The sequence below is a fragment of the Mesorhizobium sp. P2_C7 genome, assembly GCF_056404515.1.
In genome coordinates this window covers 775,262-788,319 of sequence record NZ_JBFUDW010000001.1, presented here as the reverse complement: position 1 = coordinate 788,319, position 13,058 = coordinate 775,262, and the positions used below count along the sequence as shown (strand labels likewise).

The window sequence follows — 13,058 nt, the reverse complement described above, 5'->3', positions numbered from 1 at the left end:
CCGATTCGCGGGGCTGGCACAGATCAAAACGTGAACGGCGCCCCGGCGCCCCGGTTGACGCTTTTCGCTGGAGGTCTTAGGTGGAACGCCATGCCGATCAAGCCGCTCATCATCCTTCCCGACCCCATCCTGCGCCAGGTTTCCAAGCCCGTGGAGCGCGTCGACGGGCCTTTGCGCAAATTAGCCGACGACATGCTGGCGACCATGTATGACGCGCCCGGCATCGGTCTGGCGGCAATCCAGATCGGCGAACCGGTGCGCATGCTGGTGATCGATCTGGCCAAGGAAGACGAGACGCCGGCACCGCATGTCTTCATCAACCCGGAAATCCTGAGCAGCGCCGACACGCGCTCCGTCTACGAGGAAGGCTGCCTGTCGATCCCGGACTACTATGCCGAGGTCGAACGCCCGGCAGCCGTGCGGGTCAATTATCTCGACCGCGACGGCAAGCTGCAGGAGATCGAGGCCGAGGGGCTGATGGCGACCTGCCTGCAGCATGAGATCGACCACCTCAATGGCGTCTTGTTCATCGACCACATCTCGAAGCTGAAGCGCGACATGGTGGTGAAGAAGTTCAAGAAGCTCGCCAGGGACAAGGCGCCAGGCAAGATGGTGGGATAGGGGAAATGCCCCTTCGCGTCATCTTCATGGGCACGCCGGAGTTTTCGGTGCCGGCGCTGCGTGCCATCGCCGAGGCCGGACACGAAGTTGCTGCCGTCTATACGCAGCCGCCGCGCGCCGCCGGACGGCGCGGGCTTGAGCTGACGCCGTCGCCGGTACAGCGCGAGGCGGAGCGGCTGGGCATCGAGACACGCACACCGGTATCGCTCAAAGGCGGGGCCGAGCAGGCCGCTTTCCGCGCCCTGCGGGCCGATGTCGCAGTGGTCGTCGCTTATGGCCTGCTGCTGCCGAAGGCAGTTCTGGAGGCCCCCCGGCTTGGCTGCATCAACGGCCATGCCTCGCTTTTGCCGCGCTGGCGGGGTGCCGCGCCGATCCAGCGCGCGATCATGTCCGGGGACAGCGAAACCGGCATGATGGTGATGCGCATGGAAGTGGGCCTGGACACCGGCCCGGTGGCAATGGTTGAAAAATGCGCCATCGAACCCGATATGACTGCCGGCGATCTGCATGATCGGTTGATGAGTGTCGGTGCTGCACTGATGGTGGAAGCGCTGGCGCGACTGGAAAGGAACACCCTGACATTTACCGCACAAGCGGTGGAAGGGGTGACCTACGCCAAGAAAATCGATAAATCTGAGACTCGCTTGGACTGGACTCGCTCGGCGAGCGAAGTGCACAATACCATTCGTGGCCTGTCGCCCTTTCCCGGGGCTTGGTCCGAGATTGCAATTGGCGGCCGCCCGGAGCGGCTGAAACTGCTTCGCTCGACGCTATCGCAAGGCGCCGGCGAGTCGGGAGGAATTCTCGATGACCGGCTGACGGTCGCCTGCGGGGCAGGCGCGATCAGTCTGGTCGAAGTTCAACGGGCGGGCGGAAGGCCCGCTGCCGCGTCGGAATTCCTGCGCGGGGCCAAGATCGAAAAAGGAATGAAATTCTCATGAGCATGATGTCGATACGCGCGGCGACGCCGCGGGATCGCGAGGCCATCCGCCTCGTCGAGGAACACGCTTTCGGCCAGCAGGCGGAGGCCGGACTGGTCGACGCGCTGGTGACCGGCGGCGACGCCGTTGCCGAACTGGTGGCGGAAGAGGACGGCCAGGTGGTCGGCCATATCCTGTTTTCGCGACTGTTCGTGCAGAGCGGCGGCAAGAACTTTGCGGCCGTGGCGCTCGCGCCGCTGGCGGTCGAGCCCTCGTTCCATGGCAGCGGCATTGGCGGCGCGCTGATCCGCGAGGCGCATATCCGCCTCAGGGATGCCGGCGAGACGCTGGCCGTGGTGCTGGGTGATCCGGCCTATTACAGCCGTTTCGGCTACACCCATGCCCGCGCCGAAAAGTTCGAGAGCGAGTACCAGAGCGAGGCCCTGCAGGCACTGACCTGGGGCGACGCCCCGGAAGCCGGCAGGCTGGTCTACGCCTCGGCCTTCGGGTCGGCACTCGCCGCGTAAGCGGCATCTGAATGCGCCTCTAACTCAAAGAGATAGAGCATGATGTCGTCCGAAAGCCGCTTCACACTTTTCGGCATCATGCTCTAGCATGCCGCGTTTTCGCCTCGACATCGAATATGACGGCAGTCTGTTTGCCGGCTGGCAGCACCAGGCGGATCAGCCTTCGGTGCAGCAAGCGATCGAACAGGCGATCGAAAAATTCTGCGGCGAAGAGGTCCGGTTGCGCGCCGCCGGCCGCACCGATGCCGGCGTGCACGCAACCGCCCAGGTGGCGCATGTCGACCTCGCCAAGGCGTGGTCGGGCGACAAGGTGCGTGATGCCGTCAACGCACATCTGCAGATGGCCGTCGCACATATCGCCGTCCTGAAGGCGACGGTCGTCGCAGACAGCTTCGACGCGCGCTTCTCAGCCACCGGCCGCCATTATGTCTACCGCATCCTCAACCGTCGCGCGCCGGCAGCTATCGACAAGGGCAAGGTGTGGTGGGTGCCGAAACGGCTCGACGCCGGCGCCATGCACGAAGCGGCGAAAGTCCTGCTCGGTCGGCATGACTTCACCACCTTCCGCTCGACCCAATGCCAGGCCAACAGCCCGATCAGGACGCTGGAGCGGCTGGATGTGAGCCGAGAGGGCGACCTGATCGAGGTGAAGGCTTCGGCGCGCTCGTTCCTGCACAATCAGGTGCGTTCGATGGTCGGCTCCCTCAAACGTGTCGGCGAAGGCGCCTGGACCGTCGCCGACCTGAAAGCGGCGCTCGATGCGCACGACCGCGCCGCCTGCGGCCAGGTGGCGCCGCCCGACGGGCTTTTTCTCATTGGTGTCGATTATCCCGAGGGCGTCGATTATCCAGGATAGAGCCCCATAAGGCGCTATCCCGAGATGAACCCGGAAAGGCTCTGAGACCCGACATCGTCCGGCACGGAGATGCCGAGCAGCGCCTGCAGGCCGAACAGCGCCAACAGCGAAGCGATGAACATGCCGACGAAAACGGCCGAGCCGATGGCTACGCCCTTGCCGATTGTGGTGTTGGTCATGCGCCAGGTCAGCACCATCGACAGGGCAAACAGCAGCAGCGACACAAGGCTCGAAACCTGGCTTGCCGACGACAGGAAAAGTCTGATCAGCGCCGAGGGCAGCATCAGCCAGGCGGTGATGGCCGAGGCCCAGTTGCTGGCAACGACATAATGGACGAAGCGGCCGCCAATGCCAGCGCGCGGCGCGACCAGGGCCAGAGCGATGAGCGGCAGCACCCAGGAGCCTATATCGACCGTCGCCAGGCGCAACAGCATGCTGAAGCGTCCGGCAAAGGCCTCGGGATCGCCGATCTCGTTGGCGATACCGACCCACCCGACGATCAGCGCCGGTGCAGCGACGATGATGGCGAAAAAGGAATTCCAGAAGCCGTCGGCCGACAGGTCGAGCAGGCGCAGGCCGTCGGCCTTGCCGAGCATCAACCGCCAGGCGCCCGTCAGCGAAGCTTGGGTTTCGTCCGCTGAAAGCATGCTCATGCCTGCCCGAACCAGTCTTCGATGAAGCGCTGGTAGATTTGGGTCAGTGTTTCGAGATCGGCAATGGCGACGCGCTCGTCGACCATGTGCATGGTCTTGCCGACCAGGCCGAACTCGACCACCGGACAATAGTCCTTGATGAAGCGCGCATCCGAGGTGCCGCCCGAGGTCGACAGCGTCGGCTCCTTGCCGACCGCCGACCTGATCGAACCGCGCAGCGTTTCGATCAGCCTGTCGTCACGGGTCAGGAAGACATGGCTCGGCCGGTCGCGCCAGACGAGGTCGTAGTCGACCGGCGTCTTCTTGCCCTGCCGGTACTTCTTGCGTTTGGCCGCCTGATCGAGCCGGTTGTGGATTTCCGCCTGCACGGTCTCGGCCGTCCAGGTGTCGTTGAAGCGGATGTTGAAGGTCGCGGTCGCCTTGGCCGGAATGACATTGGTGGCCGGGTTGCCGACGTCGATGGAGGTGACCTCCAGATTGGTCGGCTGGAAGTCCCTGGTTCCCTTGTCGAAGACAGGATGCAGCAAGGCGTCGACCAGGCCCATCAGGCCGCGCACCGGATTATCGGCAAGCTGCGGGTAGGCGACATGGCCCTGGCGACCGTTGACGGTGATGGCGCCCGACATCGAGCCGCGGCGGCCGATCTTGATCATGTCGCCAAGCGCGTCCGGGTTGGTCGGCTCGCCGACGATCGAGGCATCCCATTTCTCGCCCCTGGAAGCCGCCCATTCGAGCAGCTTGACCGTGCCGTTGATGGCCGGCCCTTCCTCGTCGCCGGTGATCAGCAGCGACACCGAGCCTTTCGGGCCGCCATTGTCCTCGACATGGCGCGCCACGGCGGCGATGAAACAGGCAATGCCACCCTTCATGTCGACGGCGCCCCGGCCATACATCTCGCCATTGGCGATTTCGGCGCCGAAGGGCGGATGCGTCCAGGCGGCTTCGTCCCCGACCGGCACCACGTCGGTGTGGCCGGCGAACATCAGATGCGGGCCGTTGCCTGAACGCCTGGCATAGAGGTTTTGGATGTCCGGCGTGCCATCTTCCGAAAACACCGGCCGATCGACCAGGAAGCCGAGCGGTTTCAGCATCGTCTCCAGCGCAGTCAGCGCGCCGCCTTCGGCGGGCGTCACCGAAGCGCAACGGATAAGGGCGGCGAGGTTCTCGGCGGGATCGGTCGGCAGCGTCATGGCAAAAGCGATAATCGAAAGCGGCGGGCCTGTCACGGCCAGACATAAGGGCCAGTGATGGCGCCGACATTATGGTTTTCATGTCGTATAGTTGCGGGCCGGTGCGGAGCGACGGGATGGCAAATGCGGACAAGAGGATCGTCATTGCCGGCGCCGGCAGCATCGGCTGCTATGCCGGCGGCTGCCTGGCACTCGCCGGGCGCCGGGTGATCCTGCTGGCGCGGCCGCGCATCGAGGCGGCGTTGCGGCAGCGCGGACTGCGGGTCAGCGACCTCCAGGGCCGCGACCGCATGATCGCGCCGGACGCGCTTGTCGTCACCGCCGATCCGGCTGTCGCCCTGTCCCAGGCGGATGTGATCCTGGTCACGGTCAAGAGCGGCGCGACGCAGGATATGGCAGACCTCATCAGGGCTCACGCCCACCGCGATGCGGTGGTGATCAGCCTGCAGAACGGCGTCGACAATGCCGACAGGCTGCGCGCCGGGCTCGACGGCCGGACGGTGCTGGCCGGCATGGTGCCGTTCAACGTGGTGCAATCCCCGGACGGCGAGTTGCCGCTGCGTGTGCACCGCGCCAGCGACGGCAAGGTGATGATCGAAGACGGTGATGCCGGCCTGGCTGGCCTTCTCGGTGTCGAAGGGTCTGCGGTCGAAACCCATGGCGACATGAAGGCCGTGCTGTGGGGCAAGCTGCTGATGAATTTGAACAACGCGCTGGTGGCGCTGTCCGGCCTGCCGTTGGCGAGCGAACTCGCCGACCGTCGCTGGCGGATGATCCTGGCCGGCCAGATCGACGAGGCGCTCACGGCGATGAAAGCGTCCGGCATCGAGCCGGCGCGGATCGCCGGCTTGCGGCCGGCACTGCTGCCGAAGGTGCTCAGGCTGCCGGACTGGCTGTTCGGGCTGCTGGCGCGGCGCATGCTGGCGATCGACCCGCAAGCGCGTTCGTCAATGTGGGACGATCTTCAACGCGGCAGGCCGACGGAGATCGGCGAACTGCAGGGGGCGGTGCTCGGCCTCGCCGAACAGACGGGTACGCCGGCGCCCCTGCTTAAAAAGGTTACCGCCTTGGTGCGCGCGGCGGAGGCGGGGCGGCTTGGCTCGCCGGGCCTGGCGCCGGAGCAGGTTGTTGCGCCGCCGGATGGGCCTCGATCAGCGTGATCTTCTGCCAGATTTTCCGCGACAGGTTGGACGCCAGGTTCTCGATGTCGTTGACGCCGTCGATGACCACGTCGTCATTGACCGACTGCGCGAACAGCGCGGCAATCTTGCCGGTGATCGACAGCATTTCGGAGCAATAGTCGAGGTAGCGCGCCAGGTCGGCGGCATTGGTGATGCGGGCCGGCGAGTGCGAGGTCGGCTTGAAATTGGCCGAGAGGGCCGCCGGATCCTTGGTCAGCTGGTGCATGTCGATGACATGGATCAGCGACCGCAGGCCGTGCAGCTGGCGAAACACCCGCTTGCGCTTGATGCGCTCCTCGGTGCGGACCAGCGCCAGGAAACCGAGCACGGCGAGAATCATCATGTTGATCGTGGCTTCGATGCCTTGCACCGACTGAACCGCGTCGTCGGCCTGGGAGATGTGAATGAGCGGCAGGATGGTGCCGACGAACAGGAAGACCAGCGCGCCGGCGACAACGGCGGCGACGATGAGCCCGCGCAGCCACCAGATCGGCGCCTCGAGCGCCTGAGCCGCCTTGGTCAGATCGCGCGACAGCGATACCAGTTCGGCGGCGACGCCGCGCAGTCCGGCGTTGGGAAAGCGCTCCGCGACGCGGCCCTCCAGCCGTTCGGCGGTGTCGATGATCAGTTTCGGATCAAGCGTGCGGTAGCGCATGTCCGATCGGCCCTCAGGATTGCGCCGGCTCGTTGGTGCGCCGGCCATAGCGATTGGGCCCAGGCTGCCCTGGAAACAGGCACAACACAAGGAAGGCGACGATCGAGACCACCGGCACGAACAGGATCAGCGCGGCAATGCCCGGCTTGTCGAGGTCGTGCAGCCGCTTCACCGCCAGCGCGATGTTCGACCATAGCGAGGCGATGAAGGCGACGAAGAAGATGAACGACCACATGTTGCTCTCGGCCGAGCCTTCCGGCACCAGCGTGAAGCGGTAGAGCGGAAAGGCCTGTATGATGGCGACGAGCAACCCGCCAAGAAAATAGGCCGCGCGACTGACGCGGCCCGATGTTTTGAAGAAAAGCCAGGTGAGATCTGATCTGTCAGGCAATCGGGTCCGGTCCATATTGATTGGCGCCCTTGGCGCCTTCGAGAATGCCGCACTCCACCAGAAACCAGATCCCGCCGATGATCGGCACGAGGATGATCAGGCTCCACCAGCCGGACTTGCCGCGATCGTGCCAGCGCTTGGCGTAGACGGCGAAGATCGAATAGAGCATGGCGAGCGAGTAGAGCAAATAGATAAAGCCGTAGGGCATTTGGTTGAACGTCGTGCCGAGTATGTTGTCGAGGATCGTCGCGATGATCCCGCCGACAAAGACAACGCCGACACAAGCCCAGAACTTGGCACGGTTGATGCGACCCTCGTAGCTGGTCAGCAGATACTTCCAGTCCATGTCACCCCTCCATCAGTCACGCGCGACTCATTGTCGCGCCGGCGGAAGGTGCGTCCGTTTCCGGAAAAGATCAATCGCGCAGCAATTCGTTGATCGAGGTCTTGGAGCGGGTCTTGGCGTCGACCCGCTTGACGATGACGGCGCAGTAAAGACCCGGGCCTGGCTCGTTGTTCGGAAAAGGCTTGCCAGGCATCGACCCGGCGACAACGACGGAATTCGGCGGCACTTCGCCGTAGAAGACTTCGCCGGTGGCGCGGTCGACGATCTTAGTCGACTGGCCGATGAACACGCCCATGCCGAGCACCGAGCCTTCGCGCACGATACAGCCCTCGACCACTTCCGAGCGCGCGCCGATGAAGCAATTGTCCTCGATGATGGTCGGGCCGGCCTGCATCGGCTCCAGCACGCCGCCGATGCCGACGCCGCCCGACAGATGCACGTTCTTGCCGATCTGGGCGCAGGAGCCGACCGAAGCCCAGGTGTCGACCATGGTGCCGCTGTCGACATACGCGCCGACATTGACGAAGGACGGCATCAGCACGGCGCCCGGCGCGACATAGGCGGAACGGCGCACGATCGACGACGGCACGGCACGGAAGCCCGCCTTCTCGAAGTCGACGGCGCTCCAGCCGTCGAACTTCGACGGCACCTTGTCCCACCACACGGCCTGGCCGGGACCGCCCTTGATGATCTCCATCGGGTTGAGCCGAAAGGACAACAGCACGGCCTTCTTCAGCCACTGGTTGACATGCCATTTGCCGTCGGCCTGCCGCTCGGCGACGCGGGCGGTGCCGCGGTCGAGCAGGTCGAGCGCCGACTGGATGGCGTCGCGCGTTTCGCCACGGGTCGCCGTCGAAATCGCGTCGCGTTCCTCGAAGGCCTTCTCAATGGTCTTTTCGAGACTCGCCAGATCGGGCTTCGACATGAATTTGCTCCATTACCAAGCTGTTAAGGGGCTGCGCCTTACCCTGTTTTGAACGTCGCGCGGACCCCTGGGCAGGCTTTGCCCGCCTGGGTCTTTGCATGTAGCAGGTTCTTGTCGCAAAACCGCCGGACACTTTTGCGGAACCTGCTTATGTTAAGGCTCAATGGGGGTCAATCGCGGCTGCGCCATGGGACGGCGCAAGTGAAGAAATTGGACGGGTAAGGTAATTATGACTCCTATGGAAAAGGCGGGGTGGACGCCGCTGCCGCATTCGGACGAGGATCTGGAGCGGTCGAAGAGCGTGCCGGACACGCCGCAGACGCGTGCCGAGACCTACCGGCTCGCCTGGAACGATCCCGAGTTCATGACGCGGCGCGAACTGCGGGCGGTCAGGCTGCAGCTCGAACTCCTGAAACCGGAAATGATCCTGGCCGAACGCGGCATCCGCTCGACGGTGATCCTGTTCGGCGGCGCACGCCTGCCGGAACCCGGCGGCGAGGCCTGGGCGGCCAAGAACGAGACGCAGAAGAGGAACCTCGAGGAAAACAGCAAATATTACGAGGAGGCACGCAAGTTCGCGCGGCTGTGCTCGCAGCAGTCGGCGGCGTCATACTACCGCGAATATGTCGTGGTGACCGGCGGCGGGCCTGGCGTGATGGAAGCCGGCAATCGCGGCGCCGACGACGTCGGCGCGCCATCGATCGGGCTCAACATCGTCTTGCCGCACGAGCAGGCGCCGAACGCTTATGTGACGCCGGAGCTGTGCTTCAACTTCCACTATTTCGCCATTCGCAAGATGCATTTCGTCATGCGCGCCAAGGCGGTCGCGGTGTTTCCCGGCGGCTTCGGCACGATGGACGAGTTCTTCGAGACGCTGACCCTGATCCAGACCGGGCGCATGGAGCGCGTGCCGGTGATCCTGTTTGGCAAATCCTTCTGGAAACGGGCGATCGATCTCGATTTCCTCGCCGAACAGGGCACGATCAGCCCCGGCGACCAGGACATTATCGATTTCGTCGACACCGCCGACGAGGCCTGGGGGATCATCAGCCGCTTCTACAATCTGTGAGAGCACTGACGGTTCGAGGTTCATCGAGATTCAGGTCAGGCCGAGCCGAAAACGGTGGGTTCAGAGAACCGGAGCGGAGCGTACGTTCGGGTACGTGAGCACCGGAAGCGCAGGAAGCCGCCGTTTGCAGGCCGGCATCACCTGAATATCCATGAACCTCAGGCGGTGACCTCGACGATCGCGGTCAGGAAGCCGGCGAGGTCGTCGGTGACGAAATCGACATCATCCTCGTTGGCCGGGTCGCGCTCCCAGATCTCGGAAAAGGTCGGCTCGAAATTGCGTGGCACGACGAGCACCGTGGTCATGCCCAGCGACTTCGGCACAGCAAGGTTGCGGGCAAGGTCCTCGAACATCACCGCATTGTGGCCGGTGACGGCGTGGAGTTCGGCGAATTTCTCGTAGGTCTGGCGTGCCGGTTTGGGATTGAGCCCGGCGGCGACGATATCGAAGATGTCGTCGAAATGGTCGAGGATGCCGAGCTGGCGCGCGGTGCGTTCGGCGTGCCTGCGGTCGCCGTTGGTGAAGATGAACTTGCGGCCCGGAAGCTGGCGGATGGCGGTGCCGAGAACAGGATCGGGCACGAGCCACGAATAATCGATGTCATGCACCTTCTCGAGGAAATCGTCGGGGTCGATGCCGTGGCGCGTCATCAGTCCGTTCAACGTCGTGCCATATTCCAGATAGAGCTCCTTCTGCAGCTTGCGTGCCTGCTCGCGAGGCAATGCCAGCAGTTCGCCGACATAGGCGGTCATCTTGACGTCGATCTGCGAGAACAGATTCGAATGATGCGGATAGAGCGTGTTGTCGAGGTCGAACACCCAGTCGGTGACATGAGCGAAGCGGGCGGGGTCAGGCAGCGTGGTCATGCGCTCCTTATGGCATGAAACAGACATTCTAAAAGAGACTTTATCCACAACTTATGCGCGCCGAGAGTCGCGGAAATAGCGTCACCCTTCAAATTTTAAGCATCCGGGAAAGGTAGCCTTCAGGGCTTGCTGGCACAGAGGCAGACCTGTGGGAGCACGCGATGAATAGCATAATTTTGAGATCCGCCGCCGTTGCTTTTGCCTCTGTCGCAGCCTCTCTCCTTTTGACGCTGATCATCGTTCCAGCGATGGGATTTCCGGTCAACCGCACGATCTGGCTGACCACCACGCTCTGTCCGCTGGTCCTCGCCTGGGTCGCCAGCGCAAGCACTTTCTGGCAAAGCGACAGGCTGAAAAGCGCCCATCGCGACCTTGCCCGAGCCCATGCCCAGCTCGCCGCCGCGCATCGTCGCCTGGCGGACAAGGCGAGCCGCGACGACATGACCGGTATGCTCAACCGGGAAAACTTTTTTGCCGCCCTCGATGGTTCCCGCCGCAAGTCCGATCGCGGGGCGCTGCTGATCATCGACGCCGACCACTTCAAGAGGATCAACGACAATTTTGGCCACCTGACCGGCGATGACGCACTGCTCTTGATCGCCAGCGCGATCGAACGCGGCGTGCGCAGCGGCGATGTGCTCGGCCGCATCGGCGGCGAGGAGTTCGGCGCCTTGCTGATCGGCGCCACCGAGCAGGAGGCCAAGCGCGTCGCCGAGCGCATTCGCCGCGAAGTCGAGCTGATCCGCTTCCGGCCCGTCGACGAGCGGACCGTTCCGCTCACGGTCAGCATCGGCGGAACCGTCTGCGGCGAGGACATCAGCGTATCGGACCTGATGCGCGCCGCCGACCGGCGCCTCTACCAGGCCAAGCACCGGGGCCGCAATCTGACGATCCTCGACACGGACATTTCCGAGGCGGCGTGATCAGGCCGCCGATCCACTGGATCCGGCCCGTTAAGGAAATCCTAACCCTGTTCACACTCGGTTACGCCGTTTACCCGGTTTTCGCTGCTTTGCGGGTAGCGTGGCACAATACTGGCTTCTGCCGCGATGCATGTGCCGTTCCGGGACCCGTCGTTCAGGTAGCGCCATGCGCCGTCGAAGCCCCCACCCGAGAGACCAGCCATGAGTTTCTTCATCAAGAAAATATCCCGCCGCGCTATCGTGCAGGCGTTGATCGCACTGCCTGCCCTGTCCCTGTTCCGCACGCTGCCTGACGCCGATGCCTCGCATGCTGATCCAAACCGAGCCGACCCGACACGGGCCGATCTGAACGAGATCGTCGAGATCAATGGCTGGATCCTGAAGCGGAGCGATCTGGCATGATCTTCGACAGCTACGACGCGTTTCGCGCCGCGAATTTCACCGCCAAGGTCTGCATCCTCGGCTCCGGCCCGGCCGGCACCACCATTGCCCGCAAGCTTGGCGCCGCCGGCATTCCGGTCGTGGTGCTGGAGGCCGGCTCGCGTGAATTCAGCGACGAGTCGCAGGATTTCTACCGTGGCACGACGGTCGGTGATTTCTACTTCGATCTCGACGTCACCCGGCTGCGGTTCATGGGCGGCAGTTCGAACCACTGGGCGGGCTGGTGCCGCGTGCTCGACAAGCAGGATTTCGAGCCTAAGGCCTGGGCGCCCGACACGGGTTGGCCGATTCGCCGCGCCGACATCGAACCCTATCTGCCGGAAGTGCACGATATCCTCGAACTTCCCGGTTTCCGGCCGGACGTGCCGGTCTCCGACGACATTCGCTGGGTGCAGCTGATCAAGAGCCCGGCGGTGCGCTTCGGCGAGAAATTCGCCGACGAGCTCGACAAGAGCGAGAACATCGCGGTCGTGCTCAACACCTACGCCACTGAACTTGCCGCGACGGCAAACGCGTGACGGGCGCCAGGCTGTGGTCCAACGGGCAGGATGCCGGCGCCTTCAGCGCGAACTATTTCATCGTCTGCACCGGCGGACTGGAGAATTCGCGCCTGCTTCTGTGGTCGAACCAGCGCTCGAACGGCGGCGTCGTGCCGAATGCGACGGCGCTTGGCCGCTACTGGATGGAGCATCCGACCTTCGAGGGCGGCAATGCCATCCTGGCCGACTATGGCGAGTTCGAGGTCGATGCCGTCAACGAGGTCTTCTTCTCGCCGACGCTTGCCGCCATGGAGCGGCTACAGATCATGAATTTCGGCATCAGGCTGATCGAGACACCCTATCCGGGCGTCAAGAGCCTGATCGCCGACCTCGCCTGCACGGCGCCAGACATGGCCGAATGGATGTCCGCCAAGCTCAGCCAGAATCTGCGATGCGCGGCCCAGCTCTATGTCGCCTGGGAACAGGCGCCGCTGGCCTCCAACCGGATCGAACTGTCGACGACCGATGTCGACCATGCCGGCGTGCCGCGCATCGAGCTGCACTGGAAGAAATCGGAGCTGGAACACCGCACCCTTCTCGAAGGGCTTAGGCTGTTCGGCACGACGCTGATCGAGAAGAATCTCGGCCGGGTGCGCATTGCCGACTGGATCACCAATGGCGGCGACTACCCGACCAACGACGAGACGGCGGGCCATCATCATATGGGTGGCACGCGGATGGGCACCGACGTCACCAAGAGCGTTGTCGACGCCAACTGCAAGGTGCACGGCATGGACAATCTCTATGTCGGCGGCTCCTCGGTGTTCTGCACGTCGGGCGAATGCAATCCGACGACGACGATCACCGCTCTGGCCTGCCGGCTGGGTGACCATCTGAGCAAGGTGGTCACCGTCTGACGGTTCCACGGGAGCCGGCGCCAGTGATGGCGCCGGCTGATGTGCGGCATCTATTTTTTTACACAATTCCCTGAGGGAAAGCGCTACGCGCCTTTCCC

General features: G+C 63.9%; 15 protein-coding genes and 1 pseudogene. 9 read left to right on the top strand and 7 right to left on the bottom strand.

Annotation, left to right across the window (positions count from 1 at the left end; genetic code table 11):
* The first annotated feature begins 90 nt into the window (after positions 1-90).
* The 4 genes from def to truA all read left to right on the top strand — a co-directional run bounded on the left by def (position 91) and on the right by truA (position 2,924).
* Positions 91-621, top strand: a complete 531-nt coding sequence (gene def, locus AC1D2G_RS03760) for a peptide deformylase (protein WP_095083447.1) — start codon at positions 91-93, stop codon at positions 619-621.
* A 5-nt stretch (positions 622-626) separates the two neighbouring features.
* Positions 627-1,562: a methionyl-tRNA formyltransferase gene (gene fmt, locus AC1D2G_RS03755; RefSeq protein ID WP_477393121.1), complete on the top strand. Its 936-nt coding sequence runs from the start codon at positions 627-629 to the stop codon at positions 1,560-1,562.
* Positions 1,559-2,068 carry a GNAT family N-acetyltransferase gene (locus tag AC1D2G_RS03750; protein ID WP_095083451.1) on the top strand — a complete coding sequence of 170 codons (510 nt, stop codon included), beginning with the start codon at positions 1,559-1,561 and terminating at the stop codon, positions 2,066-2,068. The genes fmt and AC1D2G_RS03750 overlap by 4 nt, the downstream gene beginning before the upstream one ends.
* 88 nt (positions 2,069-2,156) lie before the next feature.
* A complete protein-coding gene (gene truA / locus AC1D2G_RS03745; protein ID WP_477412091.1) occupies positions 2,157-2,924 on the top strand; it encodes a tRNA pseudouridine(38-40) synthase TruA in 768 nt (255 codons plus the stop codon).
* A gap of 14 nt (positions 2,925-2,938) precedes the next feature.
* Here truA and AC1D2G_RS03740 read toward each other — a convergent pair whose 3' ends face one another.
* Both AC1D2G_RS03740 and dapE read right to left on the bottom strand, forming a co-directional pair.
* Complete coding sequence (locus tag AC1D2G_RS03740; RefSeq protein ID WP_477302953.1) at positions 2,939-3,571, bottom strand: transporter; 633 nt, start codon at positions 3,569-3,571, stop codon at positions 2,939-2,941.
* Positions 3,572-3,573: 2 nt separating this feature from the next.
* Positions 3,574-4,767 (bottom strand): succinyl-diaminopimelate desuccinylase, encoded by a 1,194-nt coding sequence (dapE, locus tag AC1D2G_RS03735; RefSeq protein ID WP_477412089.1) that lies wholly within the window; start codon positions 4,765-4,767, stop codon positions 3,574-3,576.
* A gap of 116 nt (positions 4,768-4,883) precedes the next feature.
* Between dapE and AC1D2G_RS03730 the strand changes: the two genes are divergently transcribed.
* Complete coding sequence (locus AC1D2G_RS03730; RefSeq protein WP_477393127.1) at positions 4,884-5,927, top strand: 2-dehydropantoate 2-reductase; 1,044 nt, start codon at positions 4,884-4,886, stop codon at positions 5,925-5,927.
* Here the strand turns inward: AC1D2G_RS03730 and AC1D2G_RS03725 are convergent.
* The 4 genes from AC1D2G_RS03725 to dapD all read right to left on the bottom strand — a co-directional run bounded on the left by AC1D2G_RS03725 (position 5,827) and on the right by dapD (position 8,265).
* On the bottom strand, positions 5,827-6,603 hold the full coding sequence (locus AC1D2G_RS03725) for a hypothetical protein (RefSeq protein WP_477393129.1): 777 nt from the start codon (positions 6,601-6,603) through the stop codon (positions 5,827-5,829). The two genes, AC1D2G_RS03730 and AC1D2G_RS03725, sit on opposite strands and share 101 nt — an antisense overlap.
* 13 nt (positions 6,604-6,616) lie before the next feature.
* Entirely contained in the window at positions 6,617-6,994 is a 378-nt protein-coding gene (locus AC1D2G_RS03720; protein WP_056593418.1) for a DUF805 domain-containing protein, read from the bottom strand.
* Entirely contained in the window at positions 6,987-7,340 is a 354-nt protein-coding gene (locus AC1D2G_RS03715; protein WP_477393131.1) for a DUF805 domain-containing protein, read from the bottom strand. Before AC1D2G_RS03715 ends, AC1D2G_RS03720 begins: the two co-directional genes overlap by 8 nt.
* A 70-nt stretch (positions 7,341-7,410) precedes the next feature.
* Positions 7,411-8,265, bottom strand: a complete 855-nt coding sequence (gene dapD, locus AC1D2G_RS03710) for a 2,3,4,5-tetrahydropyridine-2,6-dicarboxylate N-succinyltransferase (protein WP_457152930.1) — start codon at positions 8,263-8,265, stop codon at positions 7,411-7,413.
* Between the two features lie 229 nt (positions 8,266-8,494).
* Between dapD and AC1D2G_RS03705 the strand changes: the two genes are divergently transcribed.
* The gene (locus AC1D2G_RS03705) at positions 8,495-9,334 is read left to right on the top strand and encodes an LOG family protein (RefSeq protein WP_457152931.1); all 840 of its coding nucleotides are present in this window, start codon (positions 8,495-8,497) and stop codon (positions 9,332-9,334) included.
* 158 nt (positions 9,335-9,492) lie between these two features.
* Here the strand turns inward: AC1D2G_RS03705 and AC1D2G_RS03700 are convergent, their stop codons facing one another.
* Positions 9,493-10,200, bottom strand: coding sequence for a pyrimidine 5'-nucleotidase (locus AC1D2G_RS03700; protein WP_457152932.1), 708 nt, complete (start codon positions 10,198-10,200; stop codon positions 9,493-9,495).
* A gap of 161 nt (positions 10,201-10,361) precedes the next feature.
* Here AC1D2G_RS03700 and AC1D2G_RS03695 point away from each other — a divergent pair, with 161 nt between their 5' ends.
* The 3 genes and pseudogenes from AC1D2G_RS03695 to AC1D2G_RS03685 all read left to right on the top strand — a co-directional run bounded on the left by AC1D2G_RS03695 (position 10,362) and on the right by AC1D2G_RS03685 (position 12,960).
* The gene (locus tag AC1D2G_RS03695) at positions 10,362-11,123 is read left to right on the top strand and encodes a GGDEF domain-containing protein (RefSeq protein WP_477302730.1); all 762 of its coding nucleotides are present in this window, start codon (positions 10,362-10,364) and stop codon (positions 11,121-11,123) included.
* 201 nt (positions 11,124-11,324) lie between these two features.
* On the top strand, positions 11,325-11,525 hold the full coding sequence (locus AC1D2G_RS03690) for a hypothetical protein (RefSeq protein WP_477412087.1): 201 nt from the start codon (positions 11,325-11,327) through the stop codon (positions 11,523-11,525).
* Positions 11,522-12,960, top strand: a pseudogene (locus AC1D2G_RS03685) (GMC oxidoreductase). The gene AC1D2G_RS03690 and the pseudogene AC1D2G_RS03685 overlap by 4 nt, the downstream one beginning before the upstream one ends.
* Positions 12,961-13,058 lie beyond the last annotated feature (98 nt).